The organism is Pseudomonas maumuensis, from assembly GCF_019139675.1.
GTDB lineage: Bacteria > Pseudomonadota > Gammaproteobacteria > Pseudomonadales > Pseudomonadaceae > Aquipseudomonas > Aquipseudomonas maumuensis.
Genome location: NZ_CP077077.1, coordinates 2,803,076 through 2,828,180, shown reverse-complemented (window position 1 = coordinate 2,828,180; position 25,105 = coordinate 2,803,076). Strand labels below are relative to the sequence as shown.

The window sequence follows — 25,105 nt, the reverse complement described above, 5'->3', positions numbered from 1 at the left end:
CCGCTCTCGGGTTCGGGGGCTCAACGGGCCTTGGCGGCGACCGCCTCGACTTCGATCAGGGCGCCGGGCAATACCAGCCCGGCCACCTGCACCGTGGTGCGGGTCGGTTTCAACGGCTGGCGCTCACTGCCGAAGAACTGACGAAAGCCGCGCTGCAGGCCGTCGAAGTCCATGCGCCCCTGCAACTGCGGGTCGCCGACCAGGTACACCCGCAGCTGCACCACATCGCCCAGGTCGAGCCCGCGCGGCGCCAGGGCGGCTTCGACCTTGCGCAGCACCGCCACGGTCTGCGCCTCGGTGTCGCCACTGGCGCGCAGCTCATCCTTGGCCGCCTTGGGGTCAGCCGGGTCGGGCAGGATCCCCGAGACGAAGGTCAGCGCCGTGCCCGGCGGCAGGGTCGCCGACTGCAGGATCGGCGAGTTGGGATAGGTCGAGGGGACGCGCTCGATATCGGCGGCCTGGCTGGCCGCGGCGAACAGGACCCCCAACCCCAGAAGGGCGTGCTTGAAAGGCATGGCGAAGCTCCACTGATGTGTAGGCGCCAGCCTCGGAGGTCCGCTACCTGGCAGATGGTTTTCGTTGTGTATTGCTCAGGCGGTCTGCCGACCCTGCGCGGTGCCCTGGGCACGCTCGCACAGGTTGCGCACCACCCGCCGGGCGGCGCCGGCGGCGGTCTCCTGCCAGATGCCGATGCCGCTGTGGGCCAGCGCGTCGCTGGTCAGATGCACCCGCCCCTGGGCTTGGTTGAGCAGGTCGTAGTCGGCGTCGGCCAGCGGGTGGCTGATCCACGGCCCGAGGCTGTGGGGTATGCGCCCCCAGTCCACCACCAGCGGCTTGCGCAGTTCGTGGCCGTGACCGGGGTGCAGCAGCTCAACGGCCTGGCGCGACAGAGCAATCTGCTCGGCGACCGACTTGTCGGCGAACTGGCGGGCAGTCTCGCCGTTGTTGTAGGCGGCGACGAGAATGCCCTCAGCCTGGTTGAAGCCACCGCTGGGGTACCACAGGCCGGAAGACGCCTGATTGATGAACGACAGGCCGCCGTAGATCTGGTAGTCGGTCTCCCAGAACCGGCGGGACTGCCAGGCCACCTTGTTGGCATGGCCGAATTGCACGGCGGCGATGGCCTGGCGCACCTGGGCGCTGAAGTTGCTGTCGAGCTTCGCCAGCAGCGGCAGCGGCAAGGCGATCACCGCATAGTCGCTGGTGATGCGTTGTGGCTTACCCTGCTGCTGGTAACCGATCTCCACCCGATCCTCGAAATTGCGGATCGAGCCCACCTCGGCCCCCAGGCGCAGAACATCCTGCAGGTGGCGCTGGAAGGCCAGGGGAATACGGTCCATGCCGCCCACCGGCTGGAACATGGTCGGCGAGAACTCCGGGTACTCGTCGATCATCAGTGCCGTGCCCAGGGCCGGGTTGAGCAAGGTGCGCAGGGGCAGCGGGTCGTTGCGCAGGGCCTGCTGGTCGCCGGCCCCGGGCCAGACCTTGTAGCCCGAGCGCGCCGAGCCCAGGTACTCGAGTTTCTCCGACAGGTCGCCCCAGGTGCGCAGGAAGCCCAGCAGGTTGCGCCGGTCGTCCAGGCTCAGTTCCTGGTCCAGGGCCTGGCGGTCGACGGCCTTGGCCAGCAGTTCGGCCAGGTGCCCACGGCTGTCGTTGACCGCCTGGCGGATCTGCATCGGCGGCTGGTCGAGGTCGGGACGCACCAGGGCGTTGCGGCTGGTGTTGACCAGCACCTCAAGCGCCACTCCCAGCTCGCGGCAATAGCCGAGCATCAACTGGTGGTGGCTGGGCAGTCGGCCGGGGCCGGCGTTGAGGTAGAAACCCTCGTCGAACGCGACGGTCTGCACGCTGCCATCGGTGAACGCGACCCGATCCCCCCGGCGCACGGTCCAGTTGCGCCCGCCTACCCGTTCGCGGGCTTCCAGCAGGGTGACGGCGAAACCGGCCTTGCGCAGCTCGTAGGCCGCCACCAGGCCGCCGATGCCAGCGCCGACCACGGTGACAGTGGCGCCCTGCCCTACACGGGCCATTGGCAACGCGGCGTAGTTCTCCTGGCTGGCCCGTGCCGACCCCGACGTGCCAAACAGGCCCAGTGCCGCCGTGGCAGCCTGCAGGCCACCAACCACACCGATACGGGCAATGAGCTGTCGTCTGGTCAATGGCATCGCGGGCACTCTCCCTGGTCCACGGTTATCGTTTTCAGTTATGACTTGATGCTATCAAGCTACGAAAACGCTCTATGTGGAGCCATCCTAGAGAGCGGGATGGGATAAGAGAAATACATTTTGAGCATATGCAAATATTAAAATGTGTAATGTCCCAAGCTTTGCATTCTGCACAAAACGCATAATTATTTTGAAACACCTGCGCTCGCAGCAGCAGCCTGCGCCTCTCCCATCACTCGCAACAGGTTCCCTCCCCAGATATCCGCGAGGTCCCGTTCGTGGTACCCCGCCGCCAACAACCGAGCAGTGATCTCCGGCAAATCGCTGACATCGCGCAGCCCCGCCACCCCGCCGCCGCCATCCCAATCCGCGCCGATGCCGACATGCCGTGGCCCCACTACGTCAAGGATGTGCAGCAGATGCGCCATGAAGTCGTCCAGGCTGGTTGCCGGCAACGGATACCGGGCCTCGACCTCGCATATGCGCCGGGCCAGGTCCGCCACTTGTGCAGGCGGCAGGCTGGCCGCCAGGCGGAACTCCCGGTACAGCGGTGCCAGGGCCTTGTCCCGGGCGGGATTCGGCGCACGCGGCACCAGGTCGCTGGCGTAGGTGTTGACCTGCACCACCCCGCCCCCGGCAGCCAGCTGGCGCAAACGTTCATCATCGAGATTGCGCGGATGCGGGCCGATGGCCCGGGCGCCGGAATGCGAGGCGATCACCGGGGCACGGGACAACGCCAGCACCTGATCGAACACTGCATCGGAGGCATGGGACACATCGATCAGGATCCCCAGGCGGTTGGCCGCCTGCACCAGCTCGCGGCCGGCCGGGCTCAGCCCATGCCAGTGCGGCAAGGCAGTGGCCGAATCGGCGAAATCGTTGTTCTGCGCATGCACCAGGCCCAGCATGCGCAAGCCCAGACGGTGGTAGGTGGCCAGCCGGTCGGGGTCGGCCGCCAGCGGTTCGGCGTTTTCCATGCTGATCAGCACCACCCGCCGCCCTGAGGCAACGATCGCCGGCACCTCCTGCGCCCGCGTGGCCAGGGCGAACGCGTCCGGCCGGGCGGCGACCATGTCGCGGATCCGGGTGATCACCGCCAGGCCATGTTCGCTGGCCAGGGTGCGTCCCTCGGGCGTGAGCGGACCCTGGGGGGTGAAGATGGCGAAGAATCCGCCGTCCAGGCCACCGTCGCGCATGCGCGGCAGGTCGACCTGGGACAGATCGTCGGCATAGCGGTGGCGCTGCCCTATGTCCCAGCCGGGCCGGGCCAGTTGCATGGGCGTGTCCAGGTGGCTGTCGAGCACGATCAGGCGCTCATGCAGGGCGCGGGTCGAGGGCGCGACATCGGCCAGCGCGGTGCTGCAGGCCAGTGCCAGCGGTAGCCAGGCGTATCGAGTTGAACGAGGCATGAAAGTCCTTTTTGCCAGGCGTGGCCCTGCGGGGGCCGCATGAATCACTCTGTCCAGCTGAAACTGCGATCCCACAACGGCGCCACATCCAGGCGCTGGGGCAGTACGCCGGCGGCGTGGAAGGTGTCGGCCACGTCCTGCTGCGACCGCACCGCGGCATCGTCCACCGCCTGCAGCACCCGCGGCCCGCTCTGGGCCTTGTACTGGGCAATGAACACTTCCCGGGGGATGCCCAGCACCTGCTCGCATCGCGCCGCCCACGCCTCGGGGTGGTGCTGCACCCATTGCCAGCTGCGGTATTCGCGGCGCACATAGTCCTCGATCGCCGCGCGCTTGAGCGGATCCTCGATCGCCCGCCGGTTGGCGGCGATCACGTAATTGCCCGACAGGTAGCCCTGCCCGGTGCGCAGCACCCGCGCACCGCTGCGCAGCTCGGCCAGCTGGATGAAGTAGCCAAAGGTCACCCAGACATCCAGGTTGCCGTTCTGGAATGCGGCGAAGCCATCCTGGGGCGTCAGCGCCAGGGGCTGGATGTCCGCCAGGGTCAGGCCCTGGTCCTTGAGGGCGCGCAGCAGCAGGTAGTGCGACGACGTGGAGCGGATGTAACCGACCCGCTTGCCCGGCAGCTCGGCCAGCGATTGCATCGTCGACCCCCTGGGCACGATGAAGGCCTGGTTGTTGACATCACCGGTCAGCACGGCGATGAGCCTGACCGGCGCCTGGTTGCGGATACCGAAGATCGGCGGGATCTCGCTCATCGGCGCCAGGTCCAGGGTACCGCTGACCAGCGCCTCGAAACCGAGGTTGCCGCCATTGAACTCGGCGTATTTCACGCCATACGGTGGGCGCTCGATGCCGGCCTGTTCGAAGAAGGTCGGCGCGGCGCCCTTGTAGGTGGCCACGCCCAGGGTCAGCCCTTGCCAGTCGCGGGCAAAGGCGCCGGGCAGCGCGCAGGCGAGCCCGCCCAGGGCGCTGTACTGCAGAAAACGACGGCGATTCATGGCGCCTCCTTGCACTCAGTCGAGAAAATCAGGTTCGTCGCGCAGCAGGCGGTCCCAGTACGGCTGGAAGCTGAACCAGCCGCCGAACTCGGTACCGACCTGGCGCGCCGTGTGCTCGGCCACCGCCGCCGGGATCGGCCGGGGCGTGCCGGCGGCCTCGGCCAGTAGTTGCGCGTGGGCGGCGTTGTCCAAGGCGATGAAGCGCCACACCGCCGCTTCCACCGTACGCCCGACGGTCAGCAGGCCATGGTTCTGCAAGATCAGCGCGATCTTGTCCGGCCCCAGCGTGGCGGCGATGCGCGCGCCCTCGCTGGCCTCCAGCACCACCCCGGTGAAGTTGTCGAACAGCGCGTGCTTGCCATGAAAGGCGCAGGCGTCCTGGGTCAGCGGGTCGAGCAGGCGTCCCAGGCTCGACCAGGCCTTGCCGTACAACGAATGGGCATGGGCGGCGGCCACCACGTCCGGGCGCGCCTCGTGCAGCGCCGCGTGGATGGCGAAGGCGGCGAGGTTCAACGCGCCCTGCCCTTCGACGATCTCGCCCCGAGGATTCACCAACAGCAGGTCGCTGACGCGGATATGGCCGAAGTACACGCCCACCGGATTGACCCAGAAGTGATCGGGGTACTGGGGGTCGCGCACGGTGATATGGCCGGCGCCGCCCATGTCGAAACCGTGCCGGGCGAACAGGCGGAACGAGCCGGCCAGGCGTTGCTTGCGCAGCAGGCGCTCGGCCTCGGGGGTCGGTTGCTGGGGCGGGTCCTGCCAGCGATGCACGGTGTGGCCGTCGCGAGGCAATGAATAGGCGGTGGGTAGGCGGCTCAGCCTGGCGCTCATGCGGTCTCTCCTTGGGCCAGCAGGTTCTCCAGCGGTCGTCCGCTGCGAAAATGTTCGAGGTTGCGCGCCAGCAGCGCGGCGAGGTTGCGGTACACCTGCGGCGTGTTGGCCGAGGTATGGGGGCTCAGCCGGACCTTGGGATGGCCGTACAGCCGGTGCCCGGCCGGCAACGGCTCGGGCTCGGTGACATCGAGGCTGGCCAGGGCCAGCTGGCCGCTGTCCAGGGCATCGAGCAAGGCGTCCTGGTCCACCAGGCTGCCACGGGCGATATTGATCAGGTGCAGACCGGGCTTGGCGTGAGCGAGGCTACGCCGATCGACGACATGCCGGGTCGACGGGTCGGCCGGTGCCGCCAGTACCAGGTGATCGGCGCGGGCGAACAGTTCCTCGACACTGGCCACGCCCCGTACGCCGGCCACCTCGAACGGCCTGGCCGAGCGCCGTAGGGCGATCACCTCGATGTCCAGAGCCAGGGCCTTGCGCGCCAGGGCCTGGCCGATCCGCCCGAAACCGTAGATCGCCAAGGTGCTGCCGGCCAGCGAGGCCAGCGGACGTGGCTGCCATTGCCCGGGCTCGTCGATCCACAGCTGCGGCAGTTGCTTGGCGGCGGCGAACATCGCCGCCAGGGCGAATTCGGCCAGGCTGTCCGCCGTCACCCCACGGGCACTGGCCACGGGCACCGGTTCGAGCAACCAACCGGGAAAGGAGTCGATGCCGGAGCTGACCAGTTGCACGAAACCGAGCCCGAACGGCCAGCCCGAGGGCGGCGCAACGGCATCACGCAGGCCAGGGTCGGGCGCGGCCAGCAGGACCCGAACATCGTCCGGCAACCCATGGGGCACGCCCCTGGGCAGCGCCAGGATTTCCACGCCTGGCACGGCGGCGGCCAGCAACGCGTTGAACCGCGCGTCCAGCTGGCTGGCGATGCGCACGCCGCTCATGCCTGGCCGCCACGGCTGGGCAAGGCAAACGCCGCGAGGCCGGCGGCGCCGAGCACCGCGTCGTTCTGCGGAGTGTGGATACGGCTGCACAGCACATCGCGGTAATGCCGCTCAAGCGGGTTGCCCCGGGCCAGCGCCGGGTTGCCGATCGCTTCGACGGCCAATTCGACCGCGCTGATGGCCTGGGTGGTGACCAGGTACTTGACCTGGGTGGCCTCGCTCGCCGGGATGCGCCCTTCGGCGGCGGCGTCGAGCAGGACCCGGTTGGACAGCAGCAAGGCGTCGATGCGCCCCACCAGTTCCTGGAAACGCGGCAGGCTCGACAGCGGCGCGCCGAGATTGGCCGGCGTGCGCCCGGCCAGCCAGCCCACCAGCCAGTCGCGGGCGGCACGGGCAACGCCGTCGTAGATGCTCGACAGCAACACGGCCAGCCACAGCACGCCGTTGTGATCGAGTTCGGACGGGCGTGGCTGACGCGCCGGGAGGATGTCCACGGCGTGCTCGGCAGGCACCAGCACATCATCGAAGATCACGTCGTGGCTGCAAGTGGCACGCATGCCCAGGTGGTCCCAGGTTTCCTCGATGCGGATGCCCGGTGTGTCGCGATGCACCAGCCAGGTGCCGACCCGCGGCTCTTCCTCGTCGCTGCGCGCCCATACTGCCAGCCAGGTCAGGCCGGGGATGCCGGTGGAGTAGATCTTGCGCCCGCTGATCCGCCAGCCCTCGGCCACGCGCCGGGCGACGGTGGCCGGCAGGCCGCCCCGGGCCGGGGTGCCCAGCTCCGGCTCCACGCGCAGGGCGTTGACCAGCGCGCCGTCCGCCACCGCCTCGCGGGCCAGGCGCAGGCGCAGCTGTTCGGGCCAGGCCTGGTTCTGTTGCAGGCGCGCGTGCTGCAGGTACTGCATCACCAGCACCAGGGCGGTGGACGGCTCGCCCCGGGCCACGGCGGCGATCACCCGCCGGGCCTGGGCCAGCGTCGCTTCGCTTCCACCCAGGCGGCGCGGCACGGTCAGGGCCAGCAGGCCATGTTCATGCAGGCGCCGCAGGTTGGCGTGGGGGAAGCTGCCTTGGCGATCGTGCTCGGCGGCGCTGGCAGCGAATTCGTCGCTCAGGTGGGCCAGCAAGTCGGCGAAGGCCGGCGAATCGAGGTCGGCCGCCTTGGCGGCGGTATGCAAGTCGAGGCTCATCGTTGGGCGGTCCGTGCGAGGGTATGGGCATGGCTGGGCGCAGGCGCTTCGACGCCGAGCAGGGCCAGCAGGTGTTGGCGCAGCGCCTGGAAGCTACGGCTGGCCACCTCGCGGTGGCGCGGCAGGCGAATCGGGATCTGCTCGGCGATGCGCCCGGCGTCCAGCACCACGACCCGGTCGGCCAGCAGCAGGGCTTCGTCGACGTCGTGAGTGACCAGCAGCACCGATGGCTGATGGGTGCGCCACAGTTCGAGGATCAACTGGTGCATGCGCATGCGCGTCAAGGCGTCCAGCGCGGCGAACGGCTCGTCGAGCAGCAGCAATTGCGGCTCGCGCACCAGCGCCCGGGCCAGGGCCACGCGCTGGGCCTCGCCACCGGACAGGGTGCCCGGCCAGGCCTCGGTGCGGTGCGCCAGGCCCACTTCACGCAGCGCCGCCAGGGCACGCGCTTTTGGCTCGGCGCCCCTCAGGCCCAGGAGGACATTGCGCCAGGCCCGCTTCCAGGGCATCAGCCGCGGCTCCTGGAACACCGCCGCATGCACGCCGGGCACCTCCAGCGTACCCGCCTCCACCCGGTCCAGGCCGGCCAGCGCCCGCAGCAAGGTGGTCTTGCCCGAGCCGCTGCGGCCGAGCAAGGCGACGAACTCGCCGGGCGCCAGGTCCAGGTCCAGGCCATCGAGCACCGTGTGGCCCTGGAACCTGCGCGTGAGCCCGCGCACCCGCACCGGCGGGCGCAGGCGTTGCAGTGCGACTTCCATGATCAGTTCCTTATGAAGGTGGGGCGCCAGGCCAGGGCCAGGCGTTCGAACAAGCGCACGAGGGCATCGATGGACAGGCCCAGCACGCTGTAGACGATCAGGCAGATGACGATGACGTCGGTGCGCATGAAGTCGCGGGCATCGTTGACCAGATAGCCCAGCCCGGCGCTGGCGTTGATCTGCTCGACCACCACCAGGCCCAGCCAGCTGATGCCGAAGGCGTAGCGCAGGCCGACGAAGAACGCCGGCAGCGCGCCGGGCAGGATCACGTGCCAGACCAGCCCCAGGCGCCCCAGGCCGAACAGCTGCCCGGCCTCCACCAGCTTGGGGTCGACGCCACGGATGCCGGAGAACAGGGTGAGGTACACCGGGAAGGTGGTGCCCAGGGCAATCAGGGCGATCTTGGGCGTTTCGCCCACGCCGAACCAGAGGATGAACAGCGGCACGATGGCCAGGAACGGCAAGGTGCGCAGCATCTGCACCGGCGAGTCGATGGCGAGTTCGCCACGCCGCGAAAGGCCTGCGAGCAACGCCAGCAGAGTGCCCACGCTGACCCCGATGGCCAGGCCGCTCAGGGCACGCTTGAGGGATACCCACAAATGCCCGGCCAGCTCGCCGCTGACGATCATCTGCCAGAGGGTGTCGCCGATGGCGCTGGGCGCGGCGATGATTCGCGGCGGCAACAGGCCGCTGCGCGAGGCAAGTTCCCACGCCACCAGCAACAGCAACGGGCTGATCAGCCGCAGGCCAAGGTTACGCCAACCCTGCCAGCGCAACAGGGTCAGCAGGGCCGTGGCGGGGACAAGTGTGTTGCTTTGCCGGGACATTCCATCTCCTCGCTCAAGGCCGATCCATTGATTGCTGGCCGCAGCGGGAGTGTCGATCAAGCCCGCCGGTGCCTGGCTTGATCCTTATGCTATCGATCTTAAAAAGTGCCGTGAAATTCGATCTGCTTCTAATCTAATATACAAAAAGTGCATTTATTGATGGTTGTTATATAAATTATATTTTTAATTTTAGGATGCAGGGCTTCTGATCGGGTGATGGCCGACAGGTGTCCGCCGCTACACTTGCAGCGCTCTTGAGATCGAGCGCCGCCCGCGCGGCGCATCGCTGGCAAGCCAGCTCCCACATTTGTTTCGGGCCAGTTATGCCTGCGCTGCCGCGGCTGTACGCCTTGTGGGTACGACGCGGTTTCAGTGTGGGCGCCACTGGTGTCCCACCTGTCTCAAGACATGCACCAAGGCGGACAGCGACAACTTCACAGGACAGACTGGCCCGAAACAAATGTGGGAGCTGGCTTGCCAGCGATGCGCCGCGCGGGCGGCGCTCGATTTCATAGGCGCTACAAGGCTATCGCCAGGCACCTCTTCGCCTAAACGCGATCAAAAGCCAAAAAACAACCGCCCAAAACCTCACCCCTGATTCGCCACCCGCTGCGCCACGGTCTCGCCAAACAACGCCACCGGCGCCTGCAGGTTGCCGAGAAAACGCGGATGGATCAGCCACAAGTCGATCACCGGCTTGAAATCACTCACCTGCACGATGTCCAGGCGCTCGCGGTGGCGGCTGTTGTCCAGCAACGGCCGGGGCACCAGGCCAAAGCCCAGGCCATTGGCGATCAAGCCCAGTTGCAACTCGGTACCGAAGGTTTCCAGGTTGATCCGCAGCGACAGCCCTTCGTCGTTCAACGCCCGCTGCAGACCGGCACGGAAACCACAGCCGTCGGGGTTGAGCACCCAGCCACGCTGGTAGCAGTCGGCAAGCTTGCAACTGCGCTTGCCCACCTCGCCGCGGGCAGCCACCACCACCAGGTCCATGCGCGCCAACGACCGACCGACGATGCCCTCGGGGAACACCTTGCCGGCCGGGAACAGCGCCGCCACCGCGTCCAGCTCGCCGTTCTCCATCTTGCCCAGCAGATGGCTGCCCCAACCGGTGGCGACCTGGGTCTGCAGGTCGGGATACAGCGCCTTGAGCTGGCTGAGGGCGTCGAGCAGCACCACGTCGCCGATGGTCTGCGGCACCCCCAGGCGCAGGGCGCCGCTGGGCAAGGCGTCGCTTAGCACCAGTTCGCGCAGCGCGTCCATCTCGCGCAGCACCGCCCGGCACTGCTCGTAGACGCGCATGCCCATGGGCGTGGGTTTCAACGGTTTGGTGTTGCGGTCCAGCAGGCTGACGCCGAGGGCTTCCTCGAAGTTCTGCACCCGGCGGGTGATGGCCGGCTGGGTCAGGCGCAGCGATTCGGCCGCCTGGCTGATGGACTGGCTGCGGATGACGGCCACGAATGCATCGATATCATCTATCTTCATTCTCAATTCGCATAATAAATATGTGGAAAAATACGCAAAAAGAATAATACCTTTTTCCTCGCCACGGTAGCGCCCAGCGCTGCCTAACCTGACGGACATCGAGGGAACCCATGTCTCAAACGCCCAACCACGGACGGCTACGCAGCTTCATCGGCGAGCTGGCCGACCTTCTCGCCCAGGCGCCGGACGAGCCGCGCCTGCTCGACCACGGCGCGCGGCTGCTGCGCGACCTGGTCAGTGTCGACGACTGGCTGCCGGACGACTACGCCCGGCCCAGCCCGGAGCGCTACCAGCAGTACCTGCTGCACGCCGACTCCGGCCAGCGGTTCTCCATCGTCAGTTTCGTATGGGGGCCAGGGCAGGAAACCCCCGTGCATGACCACCGCACCTGGGGGCTGATCGGCATGCTGCGCGGCAGCGAAATCAGCCAAGGCTATGCCCTGGCGCACGGAGCCCTGCAGCCGGAGGGCCCGGCCGAGCGGCTCGCGCCCGGCGAGGTGATCGCGGTGTCGCCGCGCATCGGCGACCTGCATCAGGTGCGCAATGCCCATGCCGACCGTACTTCCATCAGCATCCATGTCTACGGCGCCAACATCGGCGCCGTGCGGCGTGCGGTGTACAGCGCCGAGGGTGAAGCAAAACCCTTCATTTCCGGCTATTCCAACAGCCACCTGCCCAACCTCTGGGATCTGTCGAAAGAGAACCGCGCATGAGCCAGGCCACCCGTCGTACTTTCCACGCTATCCGCGCCGCCCTTCTCGCCGGCCAGGAACTGGCCTTGCTCGATGTCCGCGAGGAAGACCCGTTCGCCCAGGCCCATCCGCTATTCGCCGCCAATGTGCCGCTGTCGCGCCTGGAGCTGGAGATCTACGCCCGAGTGCCACGGCGCGACACGCCTATCACCGTCTACGACGACGGCGAAGGGCTGGCGTCGACCGCCGCGCAGCGCCTGCTCGCCCTGGGCTACACCGACGTGGCCTTGCTCGACGGTGGCCTCGCCGGTTGGCGCGAAGCGGGTGGCGAGCTGTTCCGCGACGTCAACGTGCCGAGCAAGGCCTTCGGCGAGCTGGTGGAGGCCGAGCGCCATACGCCGTCGCTGGCGGCCGAAGAGGTCAAGGCACTGCTCGACGCCAACGCCGATGTGGTGGTGCTGGATGCCCGCCGCTTCGACGAGTACCAGACCATGAGCATTCCCTGCGGCATCAGCGTGCCCGGCGCCGAACTGGTGCTGCGCGTGGCGGAGCTGGCCCCCGATCCGAATACGCGGGTGATCGTCAACTGCGCCGGGCGCACCCGCAGCATCATCGGCACCCAGTCGCTGGTCAATGCCGGCGTCCCCAACCCGGTGGCGGCCCTGCGCAACGGCACCATCGGCTGGACTCTCGCCGGGCAGACCCTGGAGCAAGGCCAGTCGCGCCGTTTCCGCGCAGTGACCGCCACCACCCGCGACAGCGCCGCGCAACGTGCCCGCCAGGTGGCCGACCGCGCCGGTGTGGCACGCATCGATCTGGCAGGCCTGCGCCAATGGCAGGCCGAAGCGCAGCGCACCACCTACCTGTTCGATGTGCGCACGCCCGAGGAGTTTGCCCTGGGCCACCTGCCCGGCGCCCGCTCCACGCCCGGTGGCCAGCTGGTGCAGGAGACCGACCATGTCGCCAGTGTGCGCGGCGCGCGCCTGGTGCTGGTGGACGACGACGGCGTGCGCGCCAACATGAGCGCATCGTGGCTGGCGCAGATGGGCTGGGCGGTGGCGGTGCTCGATGGGTTGTCACCGGGCGACTTCAAGGAACCCGGTGCCTGGGTCGCGCCCGTGCCGGCGCCACCCCAGGCCGAGACCATCAGCCCCGCCCTTCTCGCCGACTGGCTGTCAGAACCGGGTACCCAGGTGCTGGACTTCACCACCAGCACCAACCATGTCAGGCAGCATATTCCTGGTGCGGTGTGGGCGCTGCGCAGTCAGCTGAAGAACGTGATGGCGTCATTATCTGGAGCACGGCACTTCGTCCTGACCTGCGGCTCAAGCCAACTGGCGCGCTATGCCGCACCGGAGGTGGCGGCACTGAGCGGCAAGCCGGTGTTCGTGCTCGAGGGCGGCAACAGCGCCTGGAACGCCGCCGGGTTGCCGACCGAACAAGGCGAGCAGCGCCTGGGCGCGCCACGCATCGATCGTTATCGGCGGCCCTACGAGGGTACGGATAACCCGCGCGAAGCGATGCAGGGGTATCTGGATTGGGAGTTCGGTTTGGTGGATCAGTTGGGGCGTGACGGAACGCATGGGTTCTTTGTCATCTGACAACCTGCATGCCCTCTTCGCACAAGAGGGCTTGCCCGCGCCTTTCACTCAGCCAAGCCCACCAAAGCGTCGATAGTAACTTTCGTTGGCATCCGGCAACGGCCCATCCGCCGTTTCCAGCGCACTGGCCAGGTATTCCTCCGCCCTGCCCTGCACCAGCCGGTACAGGTTGCGGCACAGCTGCCTTGCCGCGCGCCCTTCCCAATCCCCCGGCAACAACTCGTCCGGCAACTGCGGATCACGCAGCAGCAAGCGGCGGTACTCGTGGATCAGCAGCGTGCGCGCCAGGAAGCAGTCCTGCGGGCTTGGCGCGTCCAGGTCCTTCATCGCCTGCCACAACGGGCGGAACAGGCGGATGAACTCGCTGTAGTGCTGGCCCAGTTCCTCGATATTCCAGCTTTCCCGCACCTGGGCGCGTAGGGCCTTGGAGGCCAGCACTTCCTGGGCGTGGGTCTCGAAGACGATGCAGTCGTCCTCGGCATCCTGCTCGCGCAGGGTCGCAGCCAGGTCGGCACGGTCGGTGCGCGGGCAGCCCAGCAGGTTCGCGCCCATGACGCCGAAGCCTTGCCACTCGAGCTCTTCACGCACGGCCTTGCGCTTGGTGGCGTCGAGCTGGGCCAGCAGCACCAGGGTCCAGGCGCCGTTCCAGGCTGGCAGGCTGGCGCTGTAGACGCGCTTGAAGGCTTTTTCGAAACGCCGCCGGCCGGTGCCGGTGAGGCTGTAATAGCTGCGCCGGCCGACCTTTTCGGCGGTCAGCCAGCCTTCCTTGGTCAGGCGGAAGATCGAGGTGCGGATCAGCCGCTCGTTGATGCCCATCGGCTCCAGCAGGTTGATCAGGCTGCCCAGCCAGACCGTGCCGCCATGGGGTTCGATGGCATCGCCGTAGAGGGTGATGATCAGGGAGCTGGCGCGGATCGGCGTCTGCTCCTGGAAACGGGTGATCAGGTGATTCAGGGGGGCAAGGCTGCTCATGGGGGGACGAGGCGCGGCTAAAGCCTCGACTATACCTGCCTGCCGCGACCGCGCAAGGCTCATGCAGCGCCCTCGGCCTTGGGCCTGAAGCCGGAGTCGCCCATGCGCGGGCGGTCCTGCTCCGGCGCGGTCAATGGCGGGCATTCCACCAGTGCGCTCAGGCAACGCCGGGCAAGGCTGTGGTATTCGGCGGTACCGCGCTGTTTCCAGGCCAGTTCCTGGTCGCTGAGCGGGCGCTTGGCCACGGCCGGCGCGCCGACCACCAGGTGTTGCTGCGGGCATTCGAAGCCGGCCTTGACGAAGGCCGTGGCGGCGACGATGCAGCGCGGGGCGATATGCGCAGCGTCCATGACCACTGCGTTCATGCCGACCAGGGCATCCTCGCCGATCCGGCAGCCGTGCAGCACGGCGCCATGGCCGATATGGCCGTTGCGCTCGACCACCGTGTCGCCGCCGGGAAAACCGTGCATCACGCAGGTGTCCTGCAGGTTGGCACCCTCTTCCAGGATGATTCGCCCGAAATCGCCGCGCAGCGAGGCCAAGGGGCCGATGTAGCAGTTTGCGCCGACCAGCACGTCGCCGATCAGCACGGCGCTGGGGTGTACATAGGCGCTGGGATGCACCACGGGGGTCAGGCCGTCGAGGCGGTAGCAGGGCATGGGTCTGGCTCTCGATATGATTCAGAATACGCACTGATCCTGTATCAGATTAAATCACTTAGTCAATGGCTTGCTGGTGTATCACTTTTCTTCACCAAGCTTCCGACCAGTGAAGACCTCATCACTTGGCAAGCTCGCCCAAAATATCAGCTATAGAAGCTAGGCCGCGTGGGAGCGGGCTTGCCCCGCGTTAGCGTCACGCGCCTAACATATGGATACGTAATTACAATTTCTATGTTGATTTTATGTATCACATTGAACATATACTTGCCCCAGCACCACGAACAACTCCAAGAAAAGCCGGCCCCAGCCGGCGCCGAACGTGCAGCCCGAGGTATCCCATGCCAAGCAACCTCATCGTGCAGGCCCCGGCGGACGGTGTCCGCCTGATCACCCTGCACCGCCCGCAAGCCCTGAACGCCCTGAACACAGCGCTGCTGGAAGAGCTGGCCGCAGAACTGCATGCCGCCGACCAGGATCCGCAGATCCGAACCGTGGTCATCACCGGCAGCCGCAAGGCCTTCGCCGCCGGCGCCGATATCAACGAAATGGCCGAGCGCGACCTGGTCGGCATCCTCGACGATCCACGCGTGGCCCACTGGCAACGCATCGCCGGTTTCGGCAAACCCCTGATCGCCGCGGTCAACGGCTTCGCCCTCGGCGGCGGCTGCGAACTGGTGATGTGCGCCGATATCGTCATCGCCGGCAGCGACGCCCGTTTCGGCCAGCCGGAAATCAACCTCGGCATCCTCCCCGGCGCCGGCGGCACCCAGCGCCTGCTGCGCGCCGTGGGCAAGCCGCTGGCCATGCAGATGGTCCTCGGCGGCGAGGCCATCGGCGCCCGTCATGCCCTGCAGGCCGGCCTGGTCAGTGAAGTCACCGAGCCCGAACTCACCGTCGAGCGTGCCCTGCAGGTGGCCGTCGCCATCGCCGCCAAGGCGCCGCTGGCGGTGCGCCTGGCCAAGGAGGCGCTGCTCAAGGCCCAGGACATGGACCTGGCGAGCGGCCTGCGCTTCGAGCGCCACGCCTTCACCCTGCTGGCCGGCACCGCCGACCGCAACGAAGGTATCCGCGCCTTCCAGGAAAAACGCCCGGCCCGATTCCAAGGGCTGTAAGCCTTCCACCGACTGACGGAGCGAGCCAGTCATGTCTTTCCAGCACATCCTGTTTTCCATCGGCGACGACGGCGTTGCCCTCCTCTCGCTCAACCGGCCCGAGCAGCTCAACAGCTTCAATACCGCGATGCACCTGGAGGTGCGCGAGGCCTTGAAGCAGGTACGCCACAGCGAACACGCGCGGGTACTGCTGCTGACCGGCGAAGGCCGTGGCTTCTGCGCAGGCCAGGACCTGGCCGACCGCAATGTCGCGCCCGGCGCCGAGCTGCCCGACCTTGGCCAGTCCATCGAGCAGTTCTACAACCCGCTGGTGCGCAGCCTGCGCGACCTGCCGCTGCCGGTGATCTGCGCGGTCAACGGCGTGGCCGCCGGTGCCGGGGCCAACCTGCCACTGGCCTGCGACCTGGTGCTGGCGGCACGCTCGGCGAGCTTCATCCAGGCCTTCTGCAAGATTGGCCTGGTGCCGGACTCCGGCGGCACCTGGTTGCTGCCCAGGCTGGTTGGCATGGCCCGGGCCAAGGCGCTGGCCATGCTGGGCGAGCGCCTGAGCGCCGAGCAGGCCGAGCAATGGGGGCTGATCCACCGGGTGGTAGACGATGCCGCGCTGCGCGACGAAGCACTCGGCCTGGCCCGTCACCTGGCGGTCCAGCCCACCTACGGCCTGGCCTTGATCAAGCGTGCCCTCAACCAGAGTTTCGACAACCGCTTCGATGAACAGCTGGAGCTGGAGCGCGACCTCCAGCGCCTGGCCGGGCGCAGCGAGGACTACCGCGAGGGCGTCAGCGCCTTCATGAACAAACGCACACCCGTGTTCAAGGGGCGCTGATCATGGCCGCACTCGACAACGACGCCCTGGTGGCAGTGATCGGCGCAGGCGCGATGGGGGCCGGCATCGCCCAGGTGGCGGCCCAGGCCGGCCATCCCGTGCGTCTATACGACACGCGCCCCGGCGCCGCCGAGCAGGCGATCGAAGGCATCGATCGCCTGCTCGGCCGGCAGGTGGAAAAAGGTAAGCTTGCGCCTGACAGCCGCAGCGCGATCCGCGACCGGCTGCAACCGGTGGACAGCCTCGACGCCCTGGCCGACGCCAGTCTGGTGATCGAAGCCATCGTCGAACAACTGCCAGTCAAACAGGACCTGCTGCGTCGGCTTGAAGCCCTGTGCGCCACGGACTGCATCCTGGCCAGCAACACTTCCTCGCTGTCGATCACCAGCCTCGCCGCCGGGCTCGAGCACCCGGAGCGGGTCATTGGCATGCACTTCTTCAACCCAGCGCCCTTGATGGCGCTGGTGGAAGTCGTCTCCGGGCTGGCCACCGCGCCGAGCCTGGCGGCCACGCTTTACGACACCGCCCGGGCCTGGGGCAAGCAACCGGTGCATGCCCGCTCGACGCCGGGCTTTATCGTCAACCGCGTGGCCCGACCCTTCTATGCCGAAAGCCTGCGCCTGCTGCAGGAAGGCGCCGCCGACTGCGCCACCCTCGATGCCCTGCTGCGCGACGCCGGGGGCTTTCGCATGGGCGCCTTCGAGCTGACCGACTTGATCGGCCACGACGTCAACTACGCGGTGACCTGCTCGGTGTTCGAAGCCTTCTATGGCGATTTCCGCTTTCAGCCGTCGCTGGTGCAGAAAGAGCTGGTCGACGCCGGGCGCCTCGGCCGTAAGACCGGCCAGGGCTTTTATAACTACGCCGAGGGTGCCGAACGGCTACAGCCCGTGACATTGACCAGTCAGGCGCCTGTAGAGCGCTGCACGTTGGAAGGTGACCTGGGTGCCCTGCAGCCCCTGGTCGAGCGCTTGCGCGCCAACGGTGTCGGCGTCACCGAACGCGCCGGCACCGGCCTGCTCCGCGTGGGAGATGCCACCCTGGCGTTGTCCGATGGCCGCCTGGCCAGCCAGCGCGCCCGCGAGGACGGCTTGCGCAACCTGGTGCTGCTGGACCTGGCCCTGGACTACGCCAGCGCCCCGCGTCTGGCCATCAGCCACGGCGCCGAATGCAGCGCCGTGGCCCTGAACCAGGCCGTCGCCCTGCTTGCCCGGGCCGGCCTGAGCGCCTGCCCAGTGGCCGACCTGCCCGGTCTGGTGGTGCTGCGCACCGTGGCCATGCTCGCCAACGAAGCCGCCGATGCCGTACTGCAAGGCGTCGCCACCCCTGGCGACATCGACCTGGCCATGCGCGCCGGGGTCAACTACCCGCGCGGCCCGCTGGCCTGGGCCGACCACCTGGGCATCGGCTACACCCTGAACGTGCTCGACAACCTGCAACGCAGCTACGGCGAGGAACGTTACCGCCCGTCCCTGTTGCTGCGCCGCACCCACGCCGAAGGAGGCCGCCTGCATGGCTGATCAATCCGCACACACTTTGGCCCGCGCCTGCGCCGAGGCCATGTTCGGCCGTGACGCCGCCAGCCAGGGCCTGGGCATCGAACTGCTCGACGCCGGCCCCGGCAGCGCCCGCCTGGGCATGACCGTGCGCGCCGACATGATCCAGGGCCACGGCACCTGCCATGGCGGCTACCTGTTCGCCCTGGCCGACTCGGCCTTCGCCTTTGCCTGCAACAGCTACGATGAAGCGGCCGTGGCCCTGGGTTGCAGCATCGACTATGTGGCCCCGGCGCGGCTCGGCGACCGCCTGCAGGCCAGCGCCAGCGAACAAAGCCGCAAAGGCCGCACCGGCAACTACGACGTGCGCATCGAGAACCAGCAGGGCGAACTGATCGCCCTGTTCCACGGCAAATCCTACAAAGTGCGCGGCACCGTGCTGTCGCCGGAGACTTCAAATGACTGACGCCAGCCTGCCCCACGCGCTGATCATCGATGCCGTGCGCACCCCCATCGGCCGCTACGGCGGCGCCCTGTCGAGCGTGCGCCCCGACGACCTTGCCGCGGTGCCGATCAAGGCGCTGATGGCGCGCCACCCCGGGCTGGACTGGGCGGCGCTGGACGATGTGATCCTCGGCTGCGCCAACCAGGCCGGCGAAGACAACCGCAACGTCGCGCGCATGGCCGGCCTGCTGGCCGGGCTGCCGATCGAGGTGCCCGGCACCACGATCAACCGCCTGTGCGGCTCGGGCCTGGACGCCATCGGCAATGCTGCCCGCGCCTTGCGCTGCGGCGAAGCCGGGCTGATGCTGGCCGGCGGGGTCGAGTCGATGTCGCGTGCGCCCTTCGTCATGGGCAAGTCGGAGCAGGCCTTTGGCCGCAGCGCGCAGCTATTCGACACCACCATCGGCTGGCGTTTCGTCAACCCGTCGATGCAGGCGCAATACGGCATCGATTCGATGCCCGAGACCGCCGAGAACGTCGCCGAGCGCTTCGACATCTCCCGTGAAGACCAGGACGCCTTCGCCCTGCGCAGCCAGCTCAAGGCCGCCGCCGCCCAGGACAATGGCCGCCTGGCCCAGGAGATCGTCGCGGTGGAGATCCCGCAGCGCAAAGGCCCGCCCAAGCGTATCGAGCAGGACGAGCACCCGCGGGGCGATACCACCCTGGAGCAACTGGCGCGCCTGGGCACGCCGTTCCGTCAGGGCGGCAGCGTCACCGCCGGCAATGCCTCGGGGGTCAATGACGGTGCTTGCGCCCTGCTGCTGGCCAGCCCACAGGCCGCGCAACGCCACGGCCTCAAGGCCCGTGGCCGGGTGCTTGGCCTGGCGGTGGCGGGCGTCGAACCACGCCTAATGGGCATCGGCCCGGTGCCGGCGACCCACAAGGTACTGGAGCTGACTGGCCTGGCGCTGGCCGACATGGACGTGATCGAGCTCAACGAAGCCTTTGCCGCCCAGGGCGTGGCCGTGCTGCGCGAGCTGGGCCTGACCGACGACGATCCGCGGGTCAACCCCAACGGTGGCGCCATTGCCCTGGGCCACCCGCTGGGCATGAGCGGCGCACGCCTGGTCACCACCGCCCTGCACCAACTGGAGCAGACCGGCGGCCGTTACGCCCTGTGCACCATGTGCATTGGCGTCGGCCAGGGCATCGCCCTGGTGATCGAACGCCTCTGATCAGCCGCCAGAGACGCCACGCGACGCGGGCAGTATGCTGCCTGCCATGACACTCAGGGCCCCGGCCCACGACAAGAACAACTCGAGTGAAACCATGAATCTCTACCACGATGCCGACCGCGCCCTGCTCGACCCGATGGAAACCGCCAGCCTAGATGCACTGCGCCAGCACCAGCTGGAGCGCCTGCGCTGGAGCCTGAACCACGCCTACGCCAATGTGCCGCTGTACCGCCAGCGCTTCGACGCCTGCGGCGCCCATCCCGACGACCTGAAATCGCTGGAGGACCTGGCCCGCTTCCCCTTCACCGGCAAGAACGACCTGCGCGACAACTACCCCTACGGCATGTTTGCCGTGCCCCAGGACCAGGTGGTGCGCCTGCACGCCTCCAGCGGCACCACCGGCAAGCCGACGGTGGTCGGCTACACCCAGAACGACATCGACACCTGGGCCAACGTGGTGGCGCGCTCGATTCGCGCCGCCGGCGGGCGCCGCGGCGACAAGGTGCATGTCTCCTACGGCTACGGCCTGTTCACCGGCGGCCTGGGCGCGCACTACGGCGCCGAGCGCCTGGGCTGCACGGTGATCCCCATGTCCGGCGGCCAGACCGAGAAGCAGGTGCAGCTGATCCGCGACTTCCAGCCGGACATCATCATGGTCACCCCCTCGTACATGCTCAACCTCGCCGACGAGATCGAGCGCCAGGGCATCGACCCGCACGACCTCAAGCTGCGCCTGGGCATCTTCGGCGCCGAACCCTGGACCGACGAACTGCGCCGCGCCATCGAACAGCGCCTGGGCATCGACGCCCTGGATATCTACGGGCTGTCGGAAATCATGGGCCCGGGCGTGGCCATGGAGTGCATTGAGACCAAGGACGGCCCGACCATCTGGGAAGACCATTTCTATCCCGAGATCATTGACCCCGTCACAGGCCAGGTGCTGCCGGACGGCCAGCTCGGCGAGCTGGTGTTCACCTCGCTGAGCAAGGAGGCGTTGCCGATGGTGCGCTACCGCACCCGCGACCTCACCCGCCTGCTGCCGGGGACGGCGCGACCGATGCGGCGCATCGGCAAGATCACCGGGCGCAGCGACGACATGCTGATCATTCGCGGGGTCAATGTGTTCCCGACGCAGATCGAGGAACAGGTACTCAAGATAAAACAGCTTTCCGAGCTGTATGAGATCCACCTGTATCGTAATGGCAATCTCGACAGCGTCGAGGTGCATGTTGAGCTGCGCAGCGACAGCCAGTACCTCGACGAGGGCCAGCGCAAGCAGGTGGTGGGTGAACTGGCGAAGCAGATCAAGACCTACATCGGCATCAGCACGCAGATCCAGCTGCAGCCGTGCGGCACGCTGAAACGCTCGGAAGGCAAGGCCTGTCATGTGTATGACAAGCGGCTGGCCAGCTGATTCATCGGCATTCCGTTCAGCCCCGGCCTGATCCGGGGCTTTTTTTTGCCTTGAGAAAGCTGGGGGCGCCTGCGCCCCTTTCGCCGGCAAGCCGGCTCCCACAGCGATCGTGCAATTCCTTAGGTCTGTGCTGCACCTGTGGGAGCTGGCTTGCCAGCGATTGGCCGCAAAGCGATACACAAATCTTATTTGATACATCAAATACTGTTTGATGTTGTGTTTTGTATCGCTTATAAATGACCCACGCCCCAAGCAGCCCATCAGCGGGAGCCCGACCATGTACGCACAGCTCGTAGAAACCGGCGTCAAACGCCTGAAGACCCTGGAAGAGATGTCGCCCGAAGAGCGCGCCTTCCAGGAGAAGATCGACGCCGAGATCAAGATCGAAGCCAAGAACTGGATGCCCGAGGCCTACCGCCAGACGCTCATCCGCCAGATTTCCCAGCACGCCCATTCCGAGATCGTCGGCATGCTCCCGGAAGGCAACTGGGTCACTCGCGCCCCCTCGCTCAAGCGCAAGCTGCAGTTGATGGCCAAGATCCAGGACGAGGCCGGCCACGGCCTGTACCTGTACAGCGCCATGGAAACCCTTGGCGCCGACCGCGACGAAGAGATCGCCAAGCTGCACAGCGGCAAGGCCAAGTATTCGAGCATCTTCAACTACCCGACCCTGAGCTGGGCCGACATGGGCGCGGTGGGCTGGCTGGTGGACGGCGCGGCGATCGTCAACCAGGTGGTGCTGCAGCGCACCTCCTACGGCCCCTACTCCCGCGCCATGATCCGCATCTGCAAGGAAGAAAGCTTCCACCAGCGCCAGGGCTACGAACTGCTGCTGACCATGATGCGCCACGGCACCCAGGCGCAGAAGGACATGGTCCAGGACGCCATCGACCGCCTGTGGTGGCCGGCGCTGATGATGTTCGGCCCCAGCGACGAACATTCGCCCAACAGCGCCCAGTCCATGGCCTGGAAGATCAAGCGCCAGAGCAACGACGAACTGCGCCAGCGCTTCATCGACCAGACCGTGCCGCAGCTGGAACTGCTCGGCTGCACCGCTCCCGACCCTGAGCTCAGGTGGAACGCCGAACGCGGCCATTACGACTTCGGCCAGATCCAGTGGGACGAGTTCTACGAGGTGCTCAAGGGCAACGGCCCATGCAACCAGGAGCGCGTCGCCACCCGCCGCAAGGCCATCGAAGACGGCGCCTGGGTACGCGAGGCCGCCGTGGCCTATGCGCGCAAGCAACACAACAAGAACGCCGCCTGAAGCGGCCATCGATGCGGAGATCGAGCATGTCTGACTGGACCCTCTACGAAGTATTCGTGCGTAGCAAGCACGGCCTGAACCACAAGCACGTCGGCAGCGTGCATGCCGCCGACGCCGCCATGGCCATCGAGAACGCCCGCGAGCTGTACACCCGCCGCAGCGAAGGCGTGAGCCTGTGGGTGGTGCCCTCGGCGCTGATCACCGCCTCTTCGCCCGACGAGAAAGACCCGCTGTTCGCCCCGGCGGACGACAAGATCTACCGCCATGCCAGCTTCTACGAGCTGCCCGCCGAAGTCGGACACATGTGAGGCCCGCCATGCACAAGCAAGCACTCATCCAATACCTGCTGCTGCTCGGCGACAGCGCCCTGGTCCAGGGCCAGCGCCTGTGCGAGTGGTGCGGCAAGGCCCCGGCGCTGGAAGAAGAACTGGCGCTGATGAACGTCGGCCTCGACCTGGTGGGCCAGGCGCGCAACTGGCTGGACTACGCCGCCGAACTGCTGGACGACGGCCGAGACGCCGATGCCCTGGCGTTCCGCCGCGACGAGCGCGCCTACCGCAACCTGCTGCTGGTCGAGCAACCCAACGGCGACTACGCCGTCACCATGCTCAAGCAGTTCCTCTACGACGCCTGGCACCACGCCACGCTCGAAGGGCTCACGGCCTCCAGCGACGAACGCATCGCCGGCATCGCCGCCAAGGCCCTGAAAGAGGTCACCTACCACCTGCGCCGCTCCGGCGAGTGGGTGCAGCGCCTGGGCGGCGGCACTGAAGAAAGCCGTCGGCGCATGCTCGAAGCCATCCCGACACTGTGGCGCTTCACGGTCGAATTGAGCGTGGCCAACGACGGCGAAGTCCAGCTGGCCAATGCCGGTATCGGCGCCGACCCGGCGCGGATCGCCCAGCACTGGCTGAACACCGTCACGGCTATCTTCGCCTCGGTCGACCTGCCCCTGCCCAAGGCCGCCAGCCACTTCTACCTGGACGGGCGCAAGGGCCTGCACAGCGAACACCTCGGCCTGCTGCTGGCTGAAATGCAGTTTCTGCCGCGAGCCTACCCCGATGCGACCTGGTGAGCTGATCGCCGGCGACCGCGGCGCCAGGGCCTTGCGCGATGGCGACCTGAGCCGGGCCTGGGCGGTGCTGGCCGAGGTGATGGACCCGGAAGTGCCAGTGGTCAGCGTGGTCGACCTGGGTGTCGTGCGCGACCTCGACTGGCGCGCCGGCCACCTGCACCTGGTGGTCACCCCGACCTACTCCGGCTGCCCGGCCACCGAGGTGATCGAGAGTGACATTCGCCAGGCCCTGGAACAGGCCGGCTTCGCGGAGCCGGCGCTGGAGCGTCGTCTCACCCCGGCATGGAGCACCGACTGGATCAGTGCGCAAGGCCGTGAGCGGCTGCGCGCCTACGGCATCGCCCCACCCGAGGGCAGCGCCAACCTGCGTGGTGCGGCACCCAGCGTGTGTTGCCCGCAGTGCGGCAGCGCCGATACCGAACTGCTCAGCCAGTTCGGCTCCACCGCCTGCAAGGCCCTGTACCGCTGCCGCGCCTGCCTGGAACCGTTCGACTATTTCAAATGCCTTTGAGCCGTGGAGAACGCCATGAGCCAGTTTCACAGCCTGACCATCAAGCAAGTGCGCCAGGAGACCCGCGACGCGGTGTCCATCGCCTTCGACGTGCCCGCGCACCTGCGCGATGAGTTCCGTTTCACCCAGGGCCAGTACCTGGTCATGCGCACCCGCCTGGATGACGAAGAGGTGCGCCGCTCCTACTCGATCTGCAGCGCGGTGCAGGACGACGAGCTGCGAGTCGCCGTCAAGCGCGTGCCGGGCGGTCGTTTCTCGGCGTTTGCCAACGAAGTGCTCAAGGCCGGCCAGCAGCTCGAAGTGATGCCGCCCTCGGGCAACTTCTTCGTGCCGCTGGAGCCGGCGCGCCGGGGCAACTACCTGGGCGTGGCCGCCGGCAGCGGCATCACTCCGATCCTGTCGCTGGTCGCCACCACGCTGGCCACTGAACCAGACAGCCGCTTCACCTTGCTGTACGGCAACCGCGCCAGCAACAGCGCGCTGTTCCGCGACCGCCTCGAGGACCTGAAGAACCAGTACCTCGAGCGCCTCAACCTGATCTTCGTGTTCAGCCGCGAGCAACAGGACGTCGACCTGTACAACGGCCGCATCGACGCCGACAAGTGCGGCCAGCTGTTCTCCCGCTGGCTCGACGTGACCTCACTCGATGCCGCCTTCATCTGCGGCCCCCAGGCCATGACCGAAACCGTGCGCGACAGCCTGCAGGCCAACGGCATGGACAAGGCGCGCATCCACTATGAACTGTTCGCCGCCACCGGCAGCGAAGCCCGCCGCGAGGCCCGTGAAGCAGCCCGCGAGCTGGATTCGGCGGTCAGCCAGGTGACCGTGATCAGCGATGGCCGCGCCCTGGCCTTCGACCTGCCGCGCAACACCCGCAGCGTGCTCGACGCCGGCAATGCCATCGGCGCCGAGCTGCCGTACTCGTGCAAGGCCGGGGTGTGCTCGACCTGCAAGTGCAAGGTGATCGAGGGCGAGGTGGAGATGGACAGCAACCATGCCCTGGAAGACTACGAAGTGGCCGCCGGGTATGTGCTGTCGTGCCAGACCTACCCGCTGAGCGACAAGGTGGTGCTCGACTTCGATCAGCTTTGACACCGAGGCGCCCTCATCGCCGGCAAGCCGGCTCCCACAAAGATCTCTGTGGGAGCTGGCTTGCCAGCGATGAGGCCCTCAGCAACACCGCAACACCCG

The 25,105-nt window shown here is 67.4% G+C and carries 25 protein-coding genes; 13 read left to right on the top strand and 12 right to left on the bottom strand.

Going from position 1 to position 25,105, the window contains the following annotated elements:
• Window positions 1–20: 20 nt before the first annotated feature.
• The 10 genes from KSS90_RS12760 to KSS90_RS12715 form a co-directional block, all read right to left on the bottom strand.
• A complete protein-coding gene (locus KSS90_RS12760; RefSeq protein ID WP_046855620.1) occupies window positions 21–515 on the bottom strand; it encodes a RidA family protein in 495 nt (164 codons plus the stop codon).
• 75 nt (window positions 516–590) lie between these two features.
• Entirely contained in the window at window positions 591–2,165 is a 1,575-nt protein-coding gene (locus tag KSS90_RS12755; RefSeq protein ID WP_217869686.1) for a flavin monoamine oxidase family protein, read from the bottom strand.
• Between the two features lie 185 nt (window positions 2,166–2,350).
• Complete coding sequence (locus KSS90_RS12750; RefSeq protein ID WP_217869685.1) at window positions 2,351–3,574, bottom strand: dipeptidase; 1,224 nt, start codon at window positions 3,572–3,574, stop codon at window positions 2,351–2,353.
• A 44-nt stretch (window positions 3,575–3,618) separates the two neighbouring features.
• Window positions 3,619–4,575, bottom strand: coding sequence for an ABC transporter substrate-binding protein (locus KSS90_RS12745; protein ID WP_217869684.1), 957 nt, complete (start codon window positions 4,573–4,575; stop codon window positions 3,619–3,621).
• Window positions 4,576–4,590: 15 nt separating this feature from the next.
• Complete coding sequence (locus KSS90_RS12740) at window positions 4,591–5,409, bottom strand: class II aldolase/adducin family protein (protein WP_217869683.1); 819 nt, start codon at window positions 5,407–5,409, stop codon at window positions 4,591–4,593.
• The gene (locus KSS90_RS12735) at window positions 5,406–6,350 is read right to left on the bottom strand and encodes an NAD(P)-dependent oxidoreductase (RefSeq protein ID WP_217869682.1); all 945 of its coding nucleotides are present in this window, start codon (window positions 6,348–6,350) and stop codon (window positions 5,406–5,408) included. The genes KSS90_RS12740 and KSS90_RS12735 overlap by 4 nt, the downstream gene beginning before the upstream one ends.
• Complete coding sequence (locus tag KSS90_RS12730) at window positions 6,347–7,537, bottom strand: acyl-CoA dehydrogenase family protein (RefSeq protein ID WP_217869681.1); 1,191 nt, start codon at window positions 7,535–7,537, stop codon at window positions 6,347–6,349. The genes KSS90_RS12735 and KSS90_RS12730 overlap by 4 nt, the downstream gene beginning before the upstream one ends.
• Complete coding sequence (locus tag KSS90_RS12725; RefSeq protein WP_217869680.1) at window positions 7,534–8,295, bottom strand: ABC transporter ATP-binding protein; 762 nt, start codon at window positions 8,293–8,295, stop codon at window positions 7,534–7,536. The genes KSS90_RS12730 and KSS90_RS12725 overlap by 4 nt, the downstream gene beginning before the upstream one ends.
• A gap of 2 nt (window positions 8,296–8,297) precedes the next feature.
• Window positions 8,298–9,122 carry an ABC transporter permease gene (locus KSS90_RS12720; protein ID WP_217869679.1) on the bottom strand — a complete coding sequence of 275 codons (825 nt, stop codon included), beginning with the start codon at window positions 9,120–9,122 and terminating at the stop codon, window positions 8,298–8,300.
• Window positions 9,123–9,710: 588 nt separating this feature from the next.
• Window positions 9,711–10,607: a LysR family transcriptional regulator gene (locus tag KSS90_RS12715; protein ID WP_198755408.1), complete on the bottom strand. Its 897-nt coding sequence runs from the start codon at window positions 10,605–10,607 to the stop codon at window positions 9,711–9,713.
• A gap of 110 nt (window positions 10,608–10,717) precedes the next feature.
• On the opposite strand from KSS90_RS12715, the gene KSS90_RS12710 reads away from it, so the two are divergent.
• The gene (locus KSS90_RS12710) at window positions 10,718–11,320 is read left to right on the top strand and encodes a cysteine dioxygenase family protein (protein WP_217869678.1); all 603 of its coding nucleotides are present in this window, start codon (window positions 10,718–10,720) and stop codon (window positions 11,318–11,320) included.
• On the top strand, window positions 11,317–12,900 hold the full coding sequence (locus KSS90_RS12705) for a rhodanese-related sulfurtransferase (protein ID WP_217869677.1): 1,584 nt from the start codon (window positions 11,317–11,319) through the stop codon (window positions 12,898–12,900). The genes KSS90_RS12710 and KSS90_RS12705 overlap by 4 nt, the downstream gene beginning before the upstream one ends.
• Window positions 12,901–12,948: 48 nt before the next feature.
• Here KSS90_RS12705 and paaX read toward each other — a convergent pair whose 3' ends face one another.
• Both paaX and paaY read right to left on the bottom strand, forming a co-directional pair.
• Window positions 12,949–13,872, bottom strand: a complete 924-nt coding sequence (gene paaX / locus KSS90_RS12700) for a phenylacetic acid degradation operon negative regulatory protein PaaX (RefSeq protein ID WP_102682033.1) — start codon at window positions 13,870–13,872, stop codon at window positions 12,949–12,951.
• A gap of 59 nt (window positions 13,873–13,931) precedes the next feature.
• Complete coding sequence (gene paaY, locus KSS90_RS12695; RefSeq protein ID WP_217869676.1) at window positions 13,932–14,531, bottom strand: phenylacetic acid degradation protein PaaY; 600 nt, start codon at window positions 14,529–14,531, stop codon at window positions 13,932–13,934.
• Between the two features lie 341 nt (window positions 14,532–14,872).
• Here paaY and paaF point away from each other — a divergent pair, with 341 nt between their 5' ends.
• The 11 genes from paaF (at window position 14,873) to paaE (ending at window position 25,006) form a co-directional block, all read left to right on the top strand.
• Complete coding sequence (gene paaF, locus KSS90_RS12690; protein ID WP_038706129.1) at window positions 14,873–15,646, top strand: 2,3-dehydroadipyl-CoA hydratase PaaF; 774 nt, start codon at window positions 14,873–14,875, stop codon at window positions 15,644–15,646.
• A 31-nt stretch (window positions 15,647–15,677) separates the two neighbouring features.
• Window positions 15,678–16,472 carry a 2-(1,2-epoxy-1,2-dihydrophenyl)acetyl-CoA isomerase PaaG gene (paaG, locus tag KSS90_RS12685; RefSeq protein ID WP_217869675.1) on the top strand — a complete coding sequence of 265 codons (795 nt, stop codon included), beginning with the start codon at window positions 15,678–15,680 and terminating at the stop codon, window positions 16,470–16,472.
• Between the two features lie 2 nt (window positions 16,473–16,474).
• A complete protein-coding gene (gene paaH / locus KSS90_RS12680; RefSeq protein WP_217869674.1) occupies window positions 16,475–17,992 on the top strand; it encodes a 3-hydroxyacyl-CoA dehydrogenase PaaH in 1,518 nt (505 codons plus the stop codon).
• Window positions 17,985–18,434, top strand: a complete 450-nt coding sequence (gene paaI / locus KSS90_RS12675; protein ID WP_217869673.1) for a hydroxyphenylacetyl-CoA thioesterase PaaI — start codon at window positions 17,985–17,987, stop codon at window positions 18,432–18,434. Before paaH ends, paaI begins: the two co-directional genes overlap by 8 nt.
• Entirely contained in the window at window positions 18,427–19,647 is a 1,221-nt protein-coding gene (gene pcaF / locus KSS90_RS12670) for a 3-oxoadipyl-CoA thiolase (protein WP_302467773.1), read from the top strand. Before paaI ends, pcaF begins: the two co-directional genes overlap by 8 nt.
• Window positions 19,648–19,741: 94 nt before the next feature.
• Entirely contained in the window at window positions 19,742–21,061 is a 1,320-nt protein-coding gene (gene paaK, locus KSS90_RS12665) for a phenylacetate--CoA ligase PaaK (RefSeq protein ID WP_038707537.1), read from the top strand.
• A 277-nt stretch (window positions 21,062–21,338) separates the two neighbouring features.
• A complete protein-coding gene (gene paaA / locus KSS90_RS12660; RefSeq protein WP_217869672.1) occupies window positions 21,339–22,328 on the top strand; it encodes a 1,2-phenylacetyl-CoA epoxidase subunit PaaA in 990 nt (329 codons plus the stop codon).
• 26 nt (window positions 22,329–22,354) lie between these two features.
• On the top strand, window positions 22,355–22,636 hold the full coding sequence (paaB, locus tag KSS90_RS12655) for a 1,2-phenylacetyl-CoA epoxidase subunit PaaB (RefSeq protein ID WP_046855639.1): 282 nt from the start codon (window positions 22,355–22,357) through the stop codon (window positions 22,634–22,636).
• Window positions 22,637–22,644: 8 nt separating this feature from the next.
• Window positions 22,645–23,403 carry a 1,2-phenylacetyl-CoA epoxidase subunit PaaC gene (gene paaC, locus KSS90_RS12650; RefSeq protein ID WP_217869671.1) on the top strand — a complete coding sequence of 253 codons (759 nt, stop codon included), beginning with the start codon at window positions 22,645–22,647 and terminating at the stop codon, window positions 23,401–23,403.
• Window positions 23,390–23,914: a 1,2-phenylacetyl-CoA epoxidase subunit PaaD gene (gene paaD, locus KSS90_RS12645; RefSeq protein WP_038706123.1), complete on the top strand. Its 525-nt coding sequence runs from the start codon at window positions 23,390–23,392 to the stop codon at window positions 23,912–23,914. The genes paaC and paaD overlap by 14 nt, the downstream gene beginning before the upstream one ends.
• A gap of 15 nt (window positions 23,915–23,929) precedes the next feature.
• Complete coding sequence (gene paaE / locus KSS90_RS12640; RefSeq protein ID WP_217869670.1) at window positions 23,930–25,006, top strand: 1,2-phenylacetyl-CoA epoxidase subunit PaaE; 1,077 nt, start codon at window positions 23,930–23,932, stop codon at window positions 25,004–25,006.
• The last annotated feature ends 99 nt before the right edge of the window (window positions 25,007–25,105 follow it).

Bases quoted from the DNA above. Each gene is read 5' to 3' on its own strand.
- KSS90_RS12760 (WP_046855620.1), bottom strand. From the start codon at position 515: ATGCCTTTCAAGCACGCCCTTCTGGGGTTGGGGGTCCTGTTCGCCGCG.
- KSS90_RS12755 (WP_217869686.1), bottom strand. From the start codon at position 2,165: ATGCCATTGACCAGACGACAGCTCATTGCCCGTATCGGTGTGGTTGGT.
- KSS90_RS12750 (WP_217869685.1), bottom strand. From the start codon at position 3,574: ATGCCTCGTTCAACTCGATACGCCTGGCTACCGCTGGCACTGGCCTGC.
- KSS90_RS12745 (WP_217869684.1), bottom strand. From the start codon at position 4,575: ATGAATCGCCGTCGTTTTCTGCAGTACAGCGCCCTGGGCGGGCTCGCC.
- KSS90_RS12740 (WP_217869683.1), bottom strand. From the start codon at position 5,409: ATGAGCGCCAGGCTGAGCCGCCTACCCACCGCCTATTCATTGCCTCGC.
- KSS90_RS12735 (WP_217869682.1), bottom strand. From the start codon at position 6,350: ATGAGCGGCGTGCGCATCGCCAGCCAGCTGGACGCGCGGTTCAACGCG.
- KSS90_RS12730 (WP_217869681.1), bottom strand. From the start codon at position 7,537: ATGAGCCTCGACTTGCATACCGCCGCCAAGGCGGCCGACCTCGATTCG.
- KSS90_RS12725 (WP_217869680.1), bottom strand. From the start codon at position 8,295: ATGGAAGTCGCACTGCAACGCCTGCGCCCGCCGGTGCGGGTGCGCGGG.
- KSS90_RS12720 (WP_217869679.1), bottom strand. From the start codon at position 9,122: ATGTCCCGGCAAAGCAACACACTTGTCCCCGCCACGGCCCTGCTGACC.
- KSS90_RS12715 (WP_198755408.1), bottom strand. From the start codon at position 10,607: ATGAAGATAGATGATATCGATGCATTCGTGGCCGTCATCCGCAGCCAG.
- KSS90_RS12710 (WP_217869678.1), top strand. From the start codon at position 10,718: ATGTCTCAAACGCCCAACCACGGACGGCTACGCAGCTTCATCGGCGAG.
- KSS90_RS12705 (WP_217869677.1), top strand. From the start codon at position 11,317: ATGAGCCAGGCCACCCGTCGTACTTTCCACGCTATCCGCGCCGCCCTT.
- paaX (WP_102682033.1), bottom strand. From the start codon at position 13,872: ATGAGCAGCCTTGCCCCCCTGAATCACCTGATCACCCGTTTCCAGGAG.
- paaY (WP_217869676.1), bottom strand. From the start codon at position 14,531: ATGCCCTGCTACCGCCTCGACGGCCTGACCCCCGTGGTGCATCCCAGC.
- paaF (WP_038706129.1), top strand. From the start codon at position 14,873: ATGCCAAGCAACCTCATCGTGCAGGCCCCGGCGGACGGTGTCCGCCTG.
- paaG (WP_217869675.1), top strand. From the start codon at position 15,678: ATGTCTTTCCAGCACATCCTGTTTTCCATCGGCGACGACGGCGTTGCC.
- paaH (WP_217869674.1), top strand. From the start codon at position 16,475: ATGGCCGCACTCGACAACGACGCCCTGGTGGCAGTGATCGGCGCAGGC.
- paaI (WP_217869673.1), top strand. From the start codon at position 17,985: ATGGCTGATCAATCCGCACACACTTTGGCCCGCGCCTGCGCCGAGGCC.
- pcaF (WP_302467773.1), top strand. From the start codon at position 18,427: ATGACTGACGCCAGCCTGCCCCACGCGCTGATCATCGATGCCGTGCGC.
- paaK (WP_038707537.1), top strand. From the start codon at position 19,742: ATGAATCTCTACCACGATGCCGACCGCGCCCTGCTCGACCCGATGGAA.
- paaA (WP_217869672.1), top strand. From the start codon at position 21,339: ATGTACGCACAGCTCGTAGAAACCGGCGTCAAACGCCTGAAGACCCTG.
- paaB (WP_046855639.1), top strand. From the start codon at position 22,355: ATGTCTGACTGGACCCTCTACGAAGTATTCGTGCGTAGCAAGCACGGC.
- paaC (WP_217869671.1), top strand. From the start codon at position 22,645: ATGCACAAGCAAGCACTCATCCAATACCTGCTGCTGCTCGGCGACAGC.
- paaD (WP_038706123.1), top strand. From the start codon at position 23,390: ATGCGACCTGGTGAGCTGATCGCCGGCGACCGCGGCGCCAGGGCCTTG.
- paaE (WP_217869670.1), top strand. From the start codon at position 23,930: ATGAGCCAGTTTCACAGCCTGACCATCAAGCAAGTGCGCCAGGAGACC.